Source organism: Mycobacterium sp. (genome assembly GCF_052143115.1).
Taxonomy (GTDB): domain Bacteria; phylum Actinomycetota; class Actinomycetes; order Mycobacteriales; family Mycobacteriaceae; genus Mycobacterium.
In genome coordinates this window covers 14,079-32,217 of record NZ_JBKQTQ010000285.1, presented here as the reverse complement: position 1 = coordinate 32,217, position 18,139 = coordinate 14,079, and the positions used below count along the sequence as shown (strand labels likewise).

10 protein-coding genes are annotated in these 18,139 nt (G+C 66.5%); all 10 read right to left on the bottom strand.

Annotated features, from left to right (window positions below; all coding sequences use genetic code 11):
* Window positions 1-33 precede the first annotated feature (33 nt).
* Complete coding sequence (locus ACLQI9_RS27830; protein WP_442384976.1) at window positions 34-1,587, bottom strand: acyl-CoA carboxylase subunit beta; 1,554 nt, start codon at window positions 1,585-1,587, stop codon at window positions 34-36.
* Window positions 1,588-6,864 carry a polyketide synthase Pks13 gene (gene pks13, locus ACLQI9_RS27825; protein WP_442385110.1) on the bottom strand — a complete coding sequence of 1,759 codons (5,277 nt, stop codon included), beginning with the start codon at window positions 6,862-6,864 and terminating at the stop codon, window positions 1,588-1,590.
* A gap of 86 nt (window positions 6,865-6,950) precedes the next feature.
* Window positions 6,951-8,846 (bottom strand): long-chain-fatty-acid--AMP ligase FadD32, encoded by a 1,896-nt coding sequence (gene fadD32 / locus ACLQI9_RS27820; protein WP_442392453.1) that lies wholly within the window; start codon window positions 8,844-8,846, stop codon window positions 6,951-6,953.
* A gap of 310 nt (window positions 8,847-9,156) precedes the next feature.
* A complete protein-coding gene (gene culp6 / locus ACLQI9_RS27815) occupies window positions 9,157-10,179 on the bottom strand; it encodes a carboxylesterase Culp6 (RefSeq protein ID WP_442384980.1) in 1,023 nt (340 codons plus the stop codon).
* A gap of 173 nt (window positions 10,180-10,352) precedes the next feature.
* Complete coding sequence (locus tag ACLQI9_RS27810) at window positions 10,353-11,249, bottom strand: esterase family protein (protein ID WP_442384982.1); 897 nt, start codon at window positions 11,247-11,249, stop codon at window positions 10,353-10,355.
* A gap of 159 nt (window positions 11,250-11,408) precedes the next feature.
* Window positions 11,409-12,464: an esterase family protein gene (locus ACLQI9_RS27805; protein WP_442384984.1), complete on the bottom strand. Its 1,056-nt coding sequence runs from the start codon at window positions 12,462-12,464 to the stop codon at window positions 11,409-11,411.
* Window positions 12,465-12,786: 322 nt separating this feature from the next.
* Entirely contained in the window at window positions 12,787-14,751 is a 1,965-nt protein-coding gene (gene zomB, locus ACLQI9_RS27800; RefSeq protein WP_442384986.1) for a flagellar motor control protein ZomB, read from the bottom strand.
* 1 nt (window position 14,752) lies between these two features.
* Complete coding sequence (locus ACLQI9_RS27795; protein ID WP_442384988.1) at window positions 14,753-15,676, bottom strand: decaprenyl-phosphate phosphoribosyltransferase; 924 nt, start codon at window positions 15,674-15,676, stop codon at window positions 14,753-14,755.
* On the bottom strand, window positions 15,673-16,221 hold the full coding sequence (locus ACLQI9_RS27790) for a phosphatase PAP2 family protein (RefSeq protein WP_442384990.1): 549 nt from the start codon (window positions 16,219-16,221) through the stop codon (window positions 15,673-15,675). Before ACLQI9_RS27790 ends, ACLQI9_RS27795 begins: the two co-directional genes overlap by 4 nt.
* Window positions 16,202-18,103, bottom strand: a complete 1,902-nt coding sequence (locus ACLQI9_RS27785) for a glycosyltransferase (protein WP_442384992.1) — start codon at window positions 18,101-18,103, stop codon at window positions 16,202-16,204. The genes ACLQI9_RS27790 and ACLQI9_RS27785 overlap by 20 nt, the downstream gene beginning before the upstream one ends.
* Window positions 18,104-18,139: the final 36 nt, after the last annotated feature.

The window sequence follows — 18,139 nt, the reverse complement described above, 5'->3', positions numbered from 1 at the left end:
CGAGTTCTACACGTCCGAAATCGTCGCGCCGGTCTAGACCGGGATCAACCCGTGCTTGCGACCAACGCGTCGATAGATTTGCTTGTCCCGCAACAGGTGTAGCGATTTACGGAGCAGCAGCCGGGTGTCGTGCGGTTCGATGACGGCGTCGATGAAGCCACGCTCGGCGGCGATCCACGGGATCGCCATGTTCAGGTTGTAGCCCTCGATGAAGTCTTTCTTGATCGCCTGCGCTTCGGGCGTGGTCGGGTCGGGGAACCGCTTCATCAGCAATTGCGCGGCACCCTCGGCGCCGATCACGGCGATGCGCGCGGTCGGCCAGGCGAAGTTGAAGTCGGCGGTCAGCTGCCGGGATCCCATCACGGCATAAGCGCCGCCGTAGGACTTCCGCACGGTGATCGTCACCTTCGGTACATCGGCCTCGACGACCGAGTACAGGAACCGGCCGCCGCGCTTGATGATGCCGTTCTTCTCCTGCTCGAAACCGGGGAGGAAACCCGGGGTGTCCACAACGAACACCAGCGGCACATCGAAGGAGTCGCAGAACCGGATGAACCGGGCCGCCTTGTCGGAGGCCTCGTTGTCGATCGAGCCGGACATGTGCATGGGCTGGTTGGCGACCACGCCAACCGGGCGACCGTCGACCCGGGCGAACCCGGTGACGATGGCCGGGCCGTGTTGTGCTGCGACGTCAAGGAAATCGCCGTCGTCGAAGATCCGCAGCAGGATCTCGTGCACGTCGTAGGCCATGTTGTCGGAATCCGGCACGATCGAGTCGAGCTCCAGATCATGCGGGGTGATCTCCGGCTCTAGTCCGGGGTTGACGATCGGTGCTTTATCGAAGCAGTTGGACGGCAAGAACGACAAGAAGTCGCGGACGTACTGGAACGCTGCGGCTTCGGATTCGACCACCTGGTGCAGGTTGCCGTAGCGGGCCTGGGCGTCGGCGCCGCCGAGCTCGTCGAGGCTGACCTCCTCACCGGTGACTTCCTGGATCACGTCCGGACCGGTGACGAAGAAGTAGCCCTGGTCACGCACGGCCACCAAAAGATCGTCCTGAATCGGCGAATACACCGCTCCCCCAGCGCATTTACCGAGGATAATGGAGATTTGCGGCACAATCCCGGACAGCACCTCGTGGCGGCGGCCCAGCTCGGCGTACCACGCCAGCGAGGTCACCGCGTCCTGAATGCGGGCGCCGCCGGAGTCGTTGATGCCGACGATCGGGCAGGCCACCATCGCGCACCACTCCATCAGCGCAGCGACCTTGCGGCCGAACATCTCTCCGACCGTTCCGCCGAACACCGTCTGGTCGTGCGAGAACACCCCGACCGGTCGGCCGTCGATAGTCCCGCGGCCGGTGACCACGCCGTCGCCGAAGAGCGCGTTGGGATCCCCCGGCGTGCGGGCCAGGGCCCCGGTCTCGAGGAAGCTGCCCGGATCCAGCAGCGCGTGGACGCGGGCGCGGGCGCTGGCGATGCCCTTCTTGTCGCGCTTGGCGGCGGCCTTCTCACCACCGGGTTCCTTGGCCAGCTCCAGCTTTTCGCGGAGTTCGGCCAGCAGCTCGGCGGTGGTCTTGGTCGTCACTTAGGCCTCTTTCTGCTCTGCGTCAATCTTGTTGAGCACCTGGGTCATATGCGCACCGACCTTGGCGATGATCGGCTCGTCGATGGCCTGGATATGCTCACCACCGATCGGCACGACCTCCAAATCCGAGACGTAGTCGCCCCAGCCGCCGTCGGGCTTGCGGGTGGCATAGCGCGGCTCGAACGTGATCGCGTCGTCGTGGTAGCGGTCGGCCATGTACAGCGTGACGTGACCGTCGTAGGGCTGGACCTGGACGGTGTCGATCGCACGGTTGTCCAGATACGACGTGCGCTGATGCTCGATGATGCCGCCGGGGATCTGCACACCGCTCTGTCGGACTGCCTCCAGCACGAATTTGATCTGCCCCTCGTCGTCGAGCTCTTCGAGCTGCGCGTAAGGGATTGCGGGAATCTCGACGTTGAACGTCCGCTCGGCGAAGCGGGCGTAACGCTCCCAGCGCTTGCGGGTCTCCTCCTTGGTCTGCGGGATCTCCTCACCGGCGCGCACCGCGTCGATCAGGCCGACAAACGGGACGTCGCAGCCCTGTTGCTTCAGCCCGATCGCGCACGCGTAGGCCAGCACCCCGCCCAGCGACCAGCCGACCAGGATGAACGGCCCGTCACCCTGCAGTTCGCGCAGCTTCGGAACGTACTGGGCGGCGCGCTCTTCGATGGTGCCCTCGACCCGCTCGAAACCGTACATCGGGGTGTCCGGCGGCAAGCGATCGAGCAACGGCTCGTAGACCACCGTGGACCCGCCCGCGGCGTGGAACACGAATACCGGTGGCTTGGTGGAACCTTCGGGCCGGGGGCGGATGGTGCGCACGAAGCCGTCGATCTGGCCGGCCTCGAGATACTCGCGCACCGTGGTCGCCAGCTCCTCGATGGTTGAGGCGGCTTTGACGTCGTCGACGCTGATCGGGCCCTCAGCCCGTTCGGAAAGCCGTTGCGCCATCTTGGCGGCAGCGTCGTCGTCCAGCTTCGGCAACGCGTTGAAGATGCCGCCCGGTGACTTGCCGGTGACGATCGCCCAGGTGGCGAACGTGACCCGCTCGGCGGCGTCCCGTGGGGGAATGTCGGAGCTGAGCGCCTCGGCGACGGCCTGTTGGTTGAGCGCCTGCGCGGCAGCCGCCAGGTTGGGTTGCGCGGCGGGCGCGGCCGGGCCAGAGGGGTTAGTCGGCGGCGGCGGGATCGGCGCGTCGGAAGCCCGCGCGGGTGCCGTCACCGCAGCCGGCGTCGCCCCGGACAACATCGCCGCCTGCTCCTTGGCGATCTCGTCGGCGGTCTGGGTCTTCTGGTGTTCGTGCAGATCCTGCACCTCGTCGCGGTGCTCGATCGCGTACTCGATGAGCTTCTCGACGCTGTAGAGGCTGGCGTCGCGAACTGCCTGCAACTGAATGGGTGGCAGGTCGAAGTCGTACTCGACGCGGTTCTTGATCCGCACCGCCATCATCGAGTCCAGGCCGAGCTCGATCAGCGGCACCTCCCAGGGCAGGTCCTCTGGCTCATAGCCCATCGCCATCGACACGATCGAGGCCAGCCGATCACGCACGGTCTCACCGGTATCCGGCGTCCAGCGCTGCAATGCACCACCCAGCTGCCGTGCGGTGAGGCTGTCGCTCAGGGTGCCGACGTCGCCGTCCTCGGCGGCCGCCGGCTCGGCGGCTGGTGCCGCCGCTTCGGCCGGCGCCGCGTTGACCGTCGGCGCGATCGCCGCACCCGCGCCAACGGCCGTCGGCAACACCGAGGCTTGGCCGGCCCGCGACACCAGTGCGTCGTAGACCAGCGTGAAGGACTCGTCGATGCGCGCGTGGATCTGAACAGCCGCTCCGCCGGGATGGCGGGTCAGCGTCGCCACCAGTCGGGCGTTCTCGGCGGGCACTGCCCGTTGCTCGGAGGCCGTGAGTTGCGCGTCCGGAAGCACTTGTGTTGCAGCAGCTTTCACGAGTGCAGCCAGGTCGGTCGCTTCACGTGGTGCGTACTCCCACACGTGCCGGCCGTCCGGCATCGCTACGTGGGTGCCGGGCATCAGCACCGATCCGTCGCCGGAGAAGTGCGCGTTGAGCCAGTGCTCCTTGCGACGGAATCGGGTCGGCGGGACGTTCGCGTAGTCCTCGGGGGCGGCCGGCCCGGCGGGACGGCGGGGAAATAAAGTGCGGACGTCGAGGTCATGCCCCAACACGAACAACTGCGCCATCGCCGACGTCATCGCATCGACATCGTCCTGCTTGCGGGCCAGCGTCGGGATCAGTTGCGCATCCGGCAATCCCGCGGCGGCGGTGGACAAACCTACCTGCATCAGCGCGACCGGGTTGGGCGCGAGCTCCAAGAACGTGGTGTACCCGTTGTCGACCGCGTTGCGGACGCCGTGGGTGAAGTAGACCGAATGCCGCATCCCCTTGATCCAGTACGCGACATCGTGGATCGGCTCACCACCAGGCCGGATGTAGGTCCCTTCGTGCACGGTCGAGAAGATCCCGACGGTCGGGCTCATCGGCGCGATGCCCTGCAGCTCCGCGGAGAACTCGCCGAGCAGCGGATCCATCTGCGAGGTGTGGCCGGCGCCCTTGGTCTGAAGTTTGCGGGCGAAGCGGCCCTCCGCCTCACAGCGGGCGACGATCGCGTCTATCTGCGCGGGCGGGCCGCCGATCACGGTCTGACTAGGCGCGGCGTAGACGCACACCTCCAGGTCGGGGAAGTCGGCGAAGACCGTCTTGAGCTCGTCGGCGGAGTACTCGACCAGCGCCATCAACCGGATGTACTCGCCGAAAAGCATCGCTTCGCCTTCGCCCATCAGATGCGAGCGTGAGCAGATCACCCGGGTGGCGTCCTCGAGCGAGAGCCCGCCGGCGAAGTAGGCCGACGCGGGTTCGCCCAGCGACTGACCCACCACCGCAGCGGGTTTAGCGCCGTGATGGCGGAGCACCTCACCCAGCGCGATTTGGATCGCGAAGATGGTGACGTTGCTGGTTTCGATGCCGTAATCGTGTGAGTCGTCGAGGATCAGCTCGAGCACCGAGTAGCCCCGCTCGTCCTGGATCAGCGCGTCGACCTTCTCGATCCACTCGGCGAAGACCTCGTTGCGCAGATACAGGTTCTTGCCCATCTTGCGGTGCTGTGCGCCGAAACCGGCCATTGTCCACACCGGGCCGTTGGTCACCGGCCCGTCGGTGCTGAACACGTTCGGCTTCTGCTTGCCGTCGGCGATCGCGCGCAGTCCCTTGATGGCTTCGTCGTGGTCGCTGGCCAGCACCACCGCGCGTGAACGGCCGTGGTTACGCCGCGATAGCGAACGGCCGATCGACTCCAGCGAAGACGCTTGGCCTTCCGGGGTCTCCATCCAATCGGCCAGCTCCGCGGCGGCGGCCTTCTTGCGCGACGTCAGAAACGCCGACACCGCCAGCGGCACCAGCGGCGCCGGTATCTCTTCGGCCGCAAGCTCTTCCAACGCGATCTCTTTGAGTCGCTTGGCTTCGTCGGTGATGCCCGGCAGCTCAGGTTCTTCTTCGACCGCCGCCGCTGCGCCCCCGTCCTTGATGGACTCGCCGGACTCGATGGACTCGCCGGACTCGATGAACTCGCCGTACTCGTCGAAGCGCACCCCACCGACGTACTCGGCGGGCGCCTGCTCCGCGGCCTTCGCTTCGGCGCGGGGCTCCGCCTCTGGCTCCGCGTCTGGTTGACGCTCGACGACGTCACGCGGCAGCACCTCGCGCAGCACCAGGTGCGCGTTGGCGCCGCCGAAGCCGAAGCTCGACACTCCGGCGACCGCATACCCGCCGTAGCGCGGCCAGTCGGCGACGGTGTCCAGGAACCGCAGATGCGCCGCGTCGAAGTCGATGTAGGGGTTGGGTCCGGCGTAGTTGATCGACGGCGGAAGCTTGTCGTGCGCAAGGGCCAGCACCATCTTGGCCAGGCTGGCCGCGCCGGCCGCCGACTCCATGTGCCCGACGTTGGTTTTGATCGCACCCAGCAAGGCCGGCTTGTCGGCGGCACGTCCGCGGCCGATAACCCGGCCGAGCGCCTGGGCCTCGATCGGGTCGCCGAGCACCGTGCCGGTGCCGTGCGCCTCGATGTAATCGACCGTGCGGGGGTTGATGCCGGCGTCCTTGTACGCCCGGCGCAGCACATCGGCCTGCGCGTCCGGGTTGGGGGCGATCAGGCCGTTGGACCGGCCGTCGTGGTTGACCGCGCTGCCGGCGATCACCGCGAGGATCTGGTCGCCGTCACGGCGGGCGTCGTCGACCCGCTTGAGCACCAGCATGGCGGCGCCCTCGGAGCGAGTGTAGCCGTCGGCGTCGGCCGAGAACGACTTGATCCGGCCGTCGGGTGCGAGCACTTGGCCGATCTCATCGAAACCGAGCGTCACCGCCGGGGTGATCAGCGCGTTGACGCCACCGGCGACGGCTACGTCGCATTCGCCACTACGTAGTGCCTGCACGGCCTGGTGGGTGGCGACCAGTGAACTCGAGCAGGCGGTGTCCACCGCCACCGACGGGCCGTGGAAGTCAAAAAAGTACGAAACCCGGTTGGCCACAATCGAACTCGCGGTACCGGTGATCGCATACGGGTGAGCGACCGTCGGGTCCGACATCGCCAGGTAGCTGTAGTCCATGACGGAAGTGCCGACGTACACGCCGACGGATTCACCGCGCAGGCTCGACGCCGGGATGCGTGCGTGCTCGAGCGCCTCCCAGGTCAGCTCCAGCGTCATCCGCTGCTGCGGGTCGATGTTGTCGGCTTCGGTCTTGGACAGCGCGAAGAACTCGGAGTCGAAGCCCTTGATGTCTTTCAGGTAGCCGCCGCGGGTGCGGGCGTTGTTGATCAGCTCGGCCAGCCGCGGCTCCTCCATGAACTCCGACCAGCGGCCCTCGGGCAGGTCGGTGATGGCGTCGCGACCCTCCAGCAGCGCCTGCCAGGTCTCCTCGGGGCTGTTCATGTCACCGGGCAACCGGGTAGCCAGCCCCACCACGGCGATATCGACCCGCTCGACCGGCCCGCTGCGGGTCCAGTCGGTGTCGTCGGTAGTCACGTCGTCTTCCGGGTCGCCCTCGACGATCCAGGTGGCGAACGTCTCGATGGTCGGATGCTCGAAGGCGGCGGCGATCGACACCGTGACCCCGGTGCGGTCCTCGATGTCGGCGGCCATCGCCACCGCATCGCGCGACGACAGACCCAGTTCCACCATCGGCGTGACCTCGTCGATCACGTCGGGCGACCGCCCGGTGGCGGTGCCGATCCAGTTGCGCAGCCACTGCCGCACCTCGGTGACGGTCATGTCGGTGCGGGCGGGTTTACTGGCGGGCCCAGCAGCGCCTTCGGCCGATGGTTGGGAATCGATCTCTGTGTCAGTCATGTTGGGGCTCAGTCAGCCTGGTCGGGGAAGGCATTCGGGACTGCGGTGCCGCTGCGCAGGCTGCCGTCGATGTAGGCGGTGCGGCAGGCGCGGCGGCCGATCTTGCCGCTGGATGTCCTGGGAACCGAGCCGGCCTGCACCAGCAGGACGTCGCGCACGGTGACCCCGTGGCGGACGGCGATGGCCGTCCGGATGTCGTCGGCGATGGGCTGGTAGTCGAGCTTGTGCGCACCCGGGGCGCGCTCCCCGACGATCACCAGCTGTTCGGAGGTGTCATCGGGGTCGTATTTCAGGCCGGCGTGCGGGTTGTCGAACACCTCTTTGGGCAGCTGGTTGGCAGGCACCGAGAAGGCGGCCACGTAACCGGTGCGCAAGGCCCGGCTGGCTTCCTGCGCCGAGTACTCCAGATCCTGCGGATAGTGGTTGCGGCCATCGATGATGACAAGATCCTTGACCCGGCCGGTGATGTACAGCTCACCGTCGTGGTAGGTGCCGTAGTCGCCGGTGCGCACCCATAGCCCGTCATCGGCGGCTCCCTTGGCGTGCGACGGGTTGGTGCGCGACTTGAGGATGTTTTTGAAGGTTTCGGAGCTCTCTTCTTCGCGGTTCCAGTAACCGGCACCCATGTTGTTGCCGTGCAGCCAGATTTCACCGATCTGCCCGTCAGGCAGTTCGCTGGCGGACTCGGCGTCGACGATGGTCGTCCACTGGTCGATACCGATCTTGCCGGCGGAGGCCTGCGGGACGCCGTTCGGCGCGTCGGCGGGCACCTCGACGAACCGCCTGTTGTTCAATGCCTCCCGCTCGACGTGGATGATCTTGGGCGCCGCCGCCATCGGGGTGGTCGAGACGAACAGGGTGGCCTCGGCCAGACCGTAGGACGGCTTGATCGCCGTCTCCCGGAAGCCGAACGGCGCAAATGCCTCGTTGAACTTGCGTATCGATGCCGCCGACACCGGCTCGCTGCCATTGAGGATGCACTTGACATTACTCAGGTCCAGCGGCGGCTCATCGTCCTTGGGCACGCCACGCAGCGCGGCGTGTTCGAAGGCGAAGTTCGGGGCGGCGGAGATGGTCCCGCCGGTCTCGCCGTCCTTGCGCGCGAGCTCGCGGATCCACCGGCCGGGCCGGCGCACGAAGGCGGCGGGCGTCATGAAGGTGAAACGGTAGCCGATTACCGTCGACAACAAGGCGGTGATCAGGCCCATGTCATGAAAGAACGGCAGCCAGCTCACACCACGGTCGCCTTCCTGGCCCTCCAGCGCATGGATCACCTGGACCACGTTGGTGGGCAGGTTCAGGTGCGTGATCTGAACGCCCGTCGGGGTGCGGGTGGAGCCGGAGGTGTACTGCAGATAGGCAACGGTGTCGTGCCCGGCGGGCACGTGCTCCCAGGTGGAACCGACCTCTGCGGGCACCGCGTCGACGGCGATGACACGCGGCCGCTCGTTGGCCGGCCGGCTGCGCATGAACTTGCGAACGCCTTCGGCGGAGTCGCTGGTGGTCAGGATCGCCGACGGCTCGCAATCGTCGAGCACCGCGTGCAATCGGCCGACGTGACCCGGCTCGGCCGGGTCGAACAGTGGCACCGCAATCCGGCCGGCGTACAAGACGCCGAAGAAGGCGGAGAGGTAGTCCAGGTTCTGCGGACACAGGATGGCGACACGGTCACCGGGCTGGGTGACCTGCTGCAGCCGCGCGCCCACCGCACGGTTGCGGGCACCGAAATCGGCCCATGAGATGTCCCTCTCGACACCATCGCGTTCGGTGGAGAAGTCCAGGAACCGGTAGGCCAGCTGGTTTCCGCGCACCTTCGCCCACTTCTCGACGTGACGAACCAGGTCGGTGTTTTCCGGGAACCTGATCCGCCCGTTCTTATCGATGAATGGGTTGTGGTACGCCATGCCACTCTTCTCCTGTCGCAACAGTTCTAGGTCGGGCCGCAGCTATGCGAGCTGTATCGGCGGTTACATCCGACGCGGGCCGGCCAATCGGACACCGCACGTTTCGCCTGCGCAGGGCTGTCGCGAACGGCAAACCTCACAGATGGTACTCAAAGGACGTCCGGCGATCCGCGACGCATCGACGCGATAGGCCGACACAGCTGTTCTTAGTTATCTCTTAATGTTAGTTGGTGCTGCGCCGCGGACCAAATCCGAAAGTACCGCTTGTCGCACGCGTCACCGTTGCAGCCGGGCCGTGTCGTATTGCCTGTTAACCGTGTTTCGGGTGTGGCGCGTTGTCGACCGCATCGTGCGCCCAATTCAATGCCCACTCGGTGGCCGGCTGTCCGTTCAAACTCCAGAACTGTGTGGTGGCATACAGCGCATGAACCGGCTGGCCCGCGCCGCCGGCCAGCACATCCAGCGTCTTGGGCAGGTTGGCCAGGCTGAACGCGTCCTGGGGGGCGGCGCAGATCAAGTCGCCGACCCCGCAGATCTCGTCGGTCTTGCTGTTGAGCGCACCGAAACCGCCCGGTCGCGGTCCGGTCATGGTCAAACCGAGCCCCGACAGCACCGGCACCTCCTGCAGGGTGATCTCGGCACCCTCGCCGGGCGGATTAGGTCCGATGTCCTGGCCTACCCCTTGCCCACGACGGCCGTCGGCGATCAATGTCACACCGAGCACCAGATCGTCGTCGACCGGTCCGCGGCCATTGCCGATATCGCTGGCGAGGTCGCCGGCGATCACCGCCCCCTGCGAGAAGCCGACCAGCACATAGCTGGTCAACGGGCACTTGGCGTTCATGTCGGTCATCGCCTTGACCGCGGCGCGGGTTCCCTCCGCGCGGCTGTCGTTGTAGGACATTTGGGTGTCCCCGCTCAGCGGATTGTGGAACTGGGCGGTGTATGGCACGGTGTACGTCTCGACTCGGCTGGAGTTGAACTGCTCGCTGATCGGGCGGGTGACGTTGAGTAACAACGCCTTCGGGAACTCGACCGGGTTCAGCGGATTGTCCTGCAGCGACGACTCCCAGGTGCCGGGAATCGCGATCAGTTGCACATCGGGACAGCTGGCGTCTTGAAAGGCCGGCCGTGGCTTGTGTGGGTAGGTCGAACTGCTGGTCGGCGGCACGATGCTGGGCGGCACCGCGCTCGGCGGGGTTTCCTTTTGCCGCAGGACGGCGACCACAGCGAAGATGACCAGCCCCACGACCAGCGCCACGGACGCAGCGGCGATCAACGCCAGGGTGCGGTGGCGCTTCCGTCGGGAATTACGCCGCGAGTTAACAGCCATGGTCTCCTGCTAGCAGAGTCGTTCGGTCGCACAGTCGGCGGCGGGCAATGTATTTCGCGCGCCACGTCCCGGCCACTGCACGGGCCGTAACGTCTGCTGCACCCCTTAACGGTACCGGTTCGCGGCACCGCCTCCGGTGCGCCAAGCCTGCGACAGGCGGCGGGTTGGCGAGCTTAGCGGATCGCGCCGACGATGTCGCCGGACATCGCGCCCAGCTGGCCGCTCCATGAGCCCCAGTCGTTGCTGCCGCTGCCGGGGAAGTCGAAGTGGCCGTTGTGCCCACCGACGTTGCGGTATTGCTGGTAGAAGAATCTGGCGTTGCCCATCGCCTCGCCAGCCTGGCCGATCATGGCGCCGGCATCACCGCCCATGTTCGCCGGGCTGTACACCCAGATCCTGGAATTGTTCTGGGCCAGCAATCCGGCGTGCACCCATGGGTCGTGCCACTTCCATCGACCGAGCTGCGGGGCGCCCCACATGCCGTTGCCGTCAACGCCGCCGAATTGCTGCAGACCGGCGAGGATCGCGCCATTTGTCGTGGTGTTCGACGGGTAGACGAAGCCCGAAAGCGAGCCGGCGTAGCCGTAACGGTCGGGGTGGAAGGTGGCTAGGGCCATGGCGCCGTATCCGCCTTGGGATGCGCCCACCACCGCGTGGCCGCCCGGCGCCAGACCTTTGTTGGCGGCCAGCCAGTCCGGCAACTCGGTGGACAGGAACGTCTCCCACTGTTTGCTGCCGTCTCGCTCCCAGTTGGTGTACATGCTGAAGGCGCCACCGGCCGGTGCCGCCACCGAAATCCCCTTGCCGGCCAGCGTGCCCATCGCGTTACCCGCCGTCACCCAGTTGCTGACATCCGGGGCGGCATTGAATGCATCCAACAGAACCACCATGTGCGGACCACCGGCCAGGAAGGCCACCGGGATGTCACGGCCCATCGACGCCGACGGCACCATCAGCGTCTCGTAGCCAGCGGCGCGGGCGGATCCGCCGTTGACGGCAGCGAGGCCTCCGACCCCGATCGTCAGCACGGCGGCGCACAGGAGCCTTAGCAGCATCGACAGACCCTTCATACCGACCTCACTCGTCGCTCGACCACCAACCCGGGGAATGCAGATCGCCCCCGTTCCGCAAGGTAGCTAATCACACTCGGTTAAACCGGACGCCGGAAATGACTAACGGCGACGACCCCGGGAGGTCGTCGCCGTCAGTCTTGCTATTTATTGCAACCGTCAGGTGTGCTGGCCGGTCGGGGAGGCCGCGGGAGCACCCGGAGCCGCACCCGGGCCAGGACCCGCACCCGGCGTCGCACCGAGCGTCCGCTGCAAGTCGGGCAACATGGCGTGCAGCTGCGAACCCCAGTACGGCCAGTCGTGCGTGCCATTGGCGTCGAAGTTGAACACCGCGTTGTGGCCACCGGCCGCGTTGTAGGCGTTCTGCCACTTGACGTTGCTGGTCCGCACGAAGCCCTCGAGGAACTTGGCCGGCAGGTTGTCGCCACCGAGGTCCGACGGCTTGCCGTTACCGCAGTACATCCACACGCGGGTGTTGTTGGCGACGGTCTTGCCGACGTTCACCAGTGGGTCGTTGCGCTGCCACGCCGGGTCCTCCTTCGGGCCCCACATGTCCGCGGGCTTGTAGCCACCGGCGTCACCCATGGCCAGACCGATCAGCGACGGTCCCATGCCCTGGGAGGGGTCCATCAGACCGGAGAACGAGCCGACCTCGATGAACTGCTCGGGGTGGTAGTTCGCCAGGTTCAGCGCCGACGCACCGGCCATCGACAGGCCGACGGCGGCACCGCCGGTGGACTTGACCTGCTTTTGGGTCGCCAGGTACTGCGGCAGCTCGCTGGTCAGGAAGGTCTCCCACTTATAGGTCTGGCAACCGGCCTTACCGCAGGCCGGCTTGTACCAGTCGGTGTACCAGCTGGATTGCCCACCCACCGGCATGACAATCGACAGACCCGACTGCAGGTACCACTCGAAGGCGGGGGTGTTGATGTCCCAGCCGTTGAAGTCATCCTGCGCGCGCAGGCCGTCAAGCAGATACACGGCCGGCGAGTTGGCCCCACCGCTCTGGAACTGGACCTTGATGTCACGGCCCATCGCCGCCGACGGCACCTGCAGGTACTCGACGGGCAGACCTGGCCGGGAGAACGCTCCCGCGGTCGCGGACTGGCCTACGACGCCGATCAGCCCCGGCAACAGGGCCGCTGCGGCGGCTCCCACTACCAGTCGGCGCGGCATCCTCTTTGCCGCGCCGCGAAACCTGTCAACAAGCCTCATTGTTGCTTCCTCATTCTTTGTCGGGCCCACACTTGGTGGGTCGGACTGCATGCGCCCGCTTGATTGCTTTGCGGCGCAGCTGTGCCCGTGTAGTCAACCACATCTTCGGGGGTGTCTTCTCCTCAGCGAGGGTCCCTTACCGGCCCCCACGCCGCGGCCGGGCCCACCCAGCTCGGCTGCGGATCACCACGTCGTGAATGTGCCGATGAGCGGTCGCCCGCCGGTAAGACTACATATGCCGCGTTGCTGGGCGCGGGTCGGGGCGGTTGCTGGAGCGGTCGCAGCGAGCCGGCGGAAATAGGTACGGAAAATTCTCTGCCGGCTACGGCCCGGTAGCCGGCAGACCGGTGTACGGGACACCGCCGGACTCCGGCACGGCCAGGCCGCATCGGATGAGTTCGTAGCGCGGAACCCGGTCAATTCGGTACTTGGTGAATTCATAGGAATTCAGGAAATTCGACACAAACCGGTGAACACCCATCGGAGCACGCACCGAGCTCAGCATCGACTGGGTCGCCGGGCATCGCAGAGCCGCCTCGGCCTGAGCGACCCACTGCGCGTCCAGGTAGCCCGGAACGCCCGGATACCACTTCACCCAGGGCCCGTCGGCGATCACCCAGTCAGGAAAGAGGTTCTTGTCGTGGCCGATCCGGCCGTGCTGCAAACGGGCGGTGTGCGCGGCTATCGGGTTGGCCAATCCGATTTGGTCGATCACCCGGATATCCAGTCCGACATTCATGCCGACCATGCCGAGGTTGGTGAAAAATACCGTGTGTGGGCCCGGTGGGCCCGGTGGGCCCGGCGGTGTGTTCGGCGAGATGGGCGGGACGAGATCCCATTGGTCGTAATTGCCGGACGGCAGCAGCAAGGCCCCCTGCGGCGTGTTGTTGAGCGCCACCAGCACTGCACGCATCCGCGGGTAGTCCAGATAGTCGGCGGCCGTCAGGGGATGCGCGTGACCCGTTGCCTGCGCATAGAAGCGGCGCTCGTCCACGATGCCCGAGTAGGTGACCCGGGTGGCGTCGTCGCCCATTCCGGGCGAATTGGCCGCCCACAGCGACCAGCCCGCGAGCGCCATCCACAGCGCGCTCACCGCACCGGCCAACCAGTAGCCGGCCTCCCGGGACAGCCTGGTTCCGTCGGGAAACACCACGGGCACCACCGCCACCGGCGCGAGCAAACAAAACAGCGGCGCCAGCAGAACTCGGCCATGCATGAAATCCCCGCCCTGCCTGATCCAGTACAGCGCCTGCAGCAGCCCGCTGACGAGGATGAAAACCACTACGGCGGCTGGGCTTTGCACCGAGCGGGCCAGCGGTCCGTGGGTGGGTGCGGGGGAATACCGAATTCCTTTCCGGCGGCCGGCGGAGACCACCAGAGCCAGCCCCGCCAGCAACACCGCCGGCACCCACAGCGCGTAGGGCTGGTTGAAGTTCGACAGATAGATCACGCCCTGCGACCATTTGTCGCCGGCCGCATCCTTGGCCAGGGCGGTCCCGGGGAACAGCAACGCGTAGTAGCCCATCCGGAAGACCTGGTAGGCCACCGGAAGCAGCCCGCCGGCCACCACGATCAGCACTCGACGCCGCCAGCCCTTTGCGGCGATCAGCATCATGATCAGCGCCAAGCCGCCGACCAGAGCCAATTCAGGGCGCACCAACACGCTGCACCCGGCGACAAAGGCCAGCGTCGCGATGAATACTCGCCCGGACGGGCGCACCCGCACCGCCTGCGACCAGCAGATCATCATCCACCACAGCAGCCCTAGATAGGCCATCACCAGCCCGCTTTCCAGGCCGGAGGTAGCGAAGTCACGCGCCGGCGGGACCGCGATGTAAACCAGTGCGCCGGCCGGCAGCATCACCGCCCGGCGGCCCAGCAAGCCGGGCGCGAACAGCCGGCCGGTGCCGAGCATCAGCATGGCCAGGCCCACCACGCTGAGCAGAAGAGCCAACACCAGCGCCACATACTCAAGGCGCATCGGCCAATTCAGCCAGCTTCCCGCGTACACCAGATAGGTCCACACCACCGAGGTGTTGGCCTCTACCCGCTCGCCCTTGTTGAACACCGGCCCGTTGCCGGCCAGCAGGTTACGCACTGTGCGCAGGACGATCAGTCCGTCGTCGGCGATCCAGCGCCGCTGCCAGGCACCCCACCCGAACAACACGGCGACCACGGCCACACTGGCCCAAAGACTGACCCGGACCGTGGCGTCGTACGGGAACGACGGCCGGCCTACCGCCACGGCCACCGGCCGGCGCGTTGGGGCCGGGATCTTCGAGGCCACGTCAGCCGAGGATAACCGCAGCACCAACGGTTCCGATCAAGGCCAAGAACAGCAGTTGCAGCACCCGGTCGCGCAGCGCGATGTCTTCGGGCTCCCCGGCCAGGCCGCCGTCGACGTCCACCGCGTACCGCAGGATCGCGACCGTGAACGGCACCATCGATACCGCGAACCAGCCAGCCCTGCCGTGGTCGCGCTCGAACGCCCACAGCCCGTAGCACACCACCACCGCGGTGGCCGACATCGTCCAGACGAAGCGCAGATAGGTACTGGTGTAGCTCTCCAGCGACTTGCGGATGCTGGCCCCGGTGCGCTCGGCCAGTTGCAGTTCCGCATACCGCTTGCCGGCCGCCATGAACAGCGACCCGAAAGCCATCACAAGCAAAAACCATTGCGATAGATAAATACCGGCGGCTACTCCGCCGGCGATGGCGCGGATCAAAAATCCCGACGAGACGATGCAAATGTCAATCACCGCTTGGTGTTTCAGACCGAAGCAGTAACCCAGCTGAATGCCGATGTAGACGGCCATCACCAGCGCCAGGTTCGGCGTGAGCCACCACGAAAGAAGCAGCGAGGCCACCCCGAGCACCGCCGCCAGCGTGTAGGCCAGCCACTCGGGCACCACACCGGCGGCGATCGGCCGGAACCGTTTGGTGGGATGCTCGCGGTCGGCCTCGACGTCGCGAACGTCGTTGACCAGATAGACCGAGGAGGCTGCCAGGCAGAACACCACGAACGCCACCACGACCTGGCCCAGCATTGTGAGGTAGTTGTAGTGCACGTCGGTGCCCAATGCGGCCAGCGGCGCCGCCAACACCAAGACGTTCTTCACCCATTGGCGCGGGCGCATTGCCTTGACCACGCCGACGATCAAGTTGGCCGGCGGTCCGGTCACCGGCACTTTGTCCTCGATGTCCTCACTCATTCGCTCGCTCCACGTGTGATCGCGCCGTCGATTCGAGCGGCAATGGCCGCGACAGCCGCGCCGACGGCCACGCCGGTGGCCACGTCGCTGGGATAGTGCACGCCGAGCAGCACCCGGGAGAGCGCCATCGGCGGCACCAGCATGACAGGCAGCGGCGCTCCGGTGGCACGGGCCAGCAGAATGGACGCCGCCGTCGTCGAGGTGGCGTGCGCCGACGGGAAGCTCAGACTGCTCGGGGTTCCGACGTTCACCGCGACCGCCGGATGGTGCGGCCGTGGACGTCGCACCAGTCGCTTGATCAGCACCGCGGCTGCGTGCGCCGTGAAGGCTCCGGCGCCCGCCACCAGCCAGGCCCGGCGCCGCGCTGGCTGCAGGATCGCGCCGATCGCCGATACCGCCAACCAGCCTATGCTGTGCTCACCGAAGTGGGAGAGGGCCCGCGCCGCAGCCAGCGCGCCGGGGTGTTCGCCCAACGCCGATTGAATCGCTACCAGGGCAGCCACTTCACCACGTGGCGGCGCCGAATCAGCTGCGATGTCGGCCATTGCCGGACACGTTGTCTTGAGCCGGCAGCAGCACCGTCTCCCACTTCTCCTTGCTGGACAGCACCGGCAGCGCCTCGCGGTAGACGCGGCGCATCTCGTCAAAGCGGCTCAGCAGGAGCCGCTGACGCCGCAGCGACTGCCACAGCAACGCGAACATCTTCGCGCGGTCCCGCTGCCGGTAGACGGCCCCGCGTCCGTCAGCCGTCGTAACCGTGGCGCCGTCCAGAGTGCACAGCCGGAACCACCGGGCGTCTTGGGTCGGCACGTTGAGCTGAGGGCGCTGATGGTGCGTCGGGTCTGCCCGCTTGAGTTGATGGAGTGTCCCACGCGCCAGCCGATACCCGACGGCCAGCGGGTGCACCGGCGGCTTCATCTCACGGTTACGCTCCGACGGCGCAGGCAACTCGTCGGAGGACGGCAACACCACCGCGTCCGGGTATGCCTTGCGCATGCGGTGCACCTCGGGCAGCGCGGTTTCCAGTATCGAGAAGATGTGCTCTGGGCCGGCGAGGAAGTCGTCGATCGCCCTGTTCTGAATGGCTACTGTCGAATACTCAAGGCAGGCAAGGTGTTTGAGCGTCGCCTTGAGGTGGCTGCGGACCAGTCCGGACACGTTGCCGTCCCAGTGCACGGCCGCGACCACCAGCCGGTTGCGCAGGTGGAAGTAGGCCTGCCAGTCGATTGCGTCGTCCTTGTCGCTCCATGCCATGTGCCAGATCGCCGCACCGGGCAACGTGGCGGTGGGATAGCCATGCTCGGTGGCGCGTAACCCGTAATCGGCGTCGTCCCATTTGATGAACAGCGGCAACGGCTGGCCCAGCTCCTCGGCGACCTGCCGCGGGATCATGCACGTCCACCAGCCGTTGTAGTCGACGTCGATGCGCCGGTGCAGCAGCTGGCTGCGAGGTTCGTTGTCGTTCAACGGGTATTCGGCGAAGTCGTGGTCGTATTCGGTATACGGCGCGGAGGTCCACATGAAGTTGGCCCGGTCTACCATCTCGCCCATGATGTGCAGGTGCGACGGCTCCTGCAGGTTGAGCATCTGGCCGCCGACCAGCATCGGCGCCTTTGCGAAGCGGTTCATCGCCAGTATCCGCAGAATGGTGTCGGGCTCCAGCTGAATATCGTCATCCATGAACAGGATCTGCTGGCAGTCAGTGTTTTTCAGCGCTTCGTACATCACTCGGCTGTATCCGCCGGAGCCGCCGAGGTTGGGCTGGTCGTGGATGGAAAGCCGATCGCCAAGTGGCGCGGCGGCGGCGGCGAAGTCGGGGTGGTCGCGCACGTTTGACGTGCCCTGGTCAGTCACAATCACCGCACCGATAACCTTGTCCACCAAGGGATCTGAGGTGAGCTCCCGCAGGGCGTTGACGCAGTCATTGGGTCGGTTGAAGGTCGGGATGCCAACAGCGATGTTCGCCACACCCGGCGCGGGCTTGTCGGAGTACCACCCGGCGCTACTCAGCGTCACCTTGCTGTCGGTGGTGATGTCGAACCAGATCCACCCGCCGTCTTCAAACGGCTGAAGTCCCACCTGCAACTCGACCGTCACCGGCTGGTCCTCGGCACTGGCGAATTCGCGTCCTTCGACGAAGATCCGCGCGCCGGTGGCCTTGGTCCGGTAGACGTCGACGCGTCCGGTGCCGGTCAGCTCGGCCCGCAGCACCACCGACGTGCACGTCGTCCACCGCCGCCAGTAACTGGCCGGGAATGCGTTGAAATAGGTGGCGAATGACACCTCGGATTCGGCACCGATCTGCAGTGAGGTGCGATTGATCGCATGCGCGCGACGGGAGTTGGTCGTCGACTCCTCCAGGTAGAGCTTGCGCACGTCGAGTGGCTCGCCCGGACGCGGCAGGATGACGCGGGCCAGCAGGCTCACGGCTTTACCGCCAAGCTCTTGCGAGGTCGGGCGCCC

What these genes read in the sequence shown, in the direction of transcription:
- pks13 (WP_442385110.1), bottom strand. Translation starts at nt 6,864, where the DNA reads ATGACCGTCACCGAGGTGCGGCAGTGGCTGCGCAACTGGATCGGCACC.
- fadD32 (WP_442392453.1), bottom strand. Translation starts at nt 8,846, where the DNA reads ATGGCGTACCACAACCCATTCATCGATAAGAACGGGCGGATCAGGTTC.
- culp6 (WP_442384980.1), bottom strand. Translation starts at nt 10,179, where the DNA reads ATGGCTGTTAACTCGCGGCGTAATTCCCGACGGAAGCGCCACCGCACC.
- ACLQI9_RS27810 (WP_442384982.1), bottom strand. Translation starts at nt 11,249, where the DNA reads ATGAAGGGTCTGTCGATGCTGCTAAGGCTCCTGTGCGCCGCCGTGCTG.
- ACLQI9_RS27805 (WP_442384984.1), bottom strand. Translation starts at nt 12,464, where the DNA reads ATGAGGCTTGTTGACAGGTTTCGCGGCGCGGCAAAGAGGATGCCGCGC.
- ACLQI9_RS27795 (WP_442384988.1), bottom strand. Translation starts at nt 15,676, where the DNA reads ATGAGTGAGGACATCGAGGACAAAGTGCCGGTGACCGGACCGCCGGCC.
- ACLQI9_RS27790 (WP_442384990.1), bottom strand. Translation starts at nt 16,221, where the DNA reads ATGGCCGACATCGCAGCTGATTCGGCGCCGCCACGTGGTGAAGTGGCT.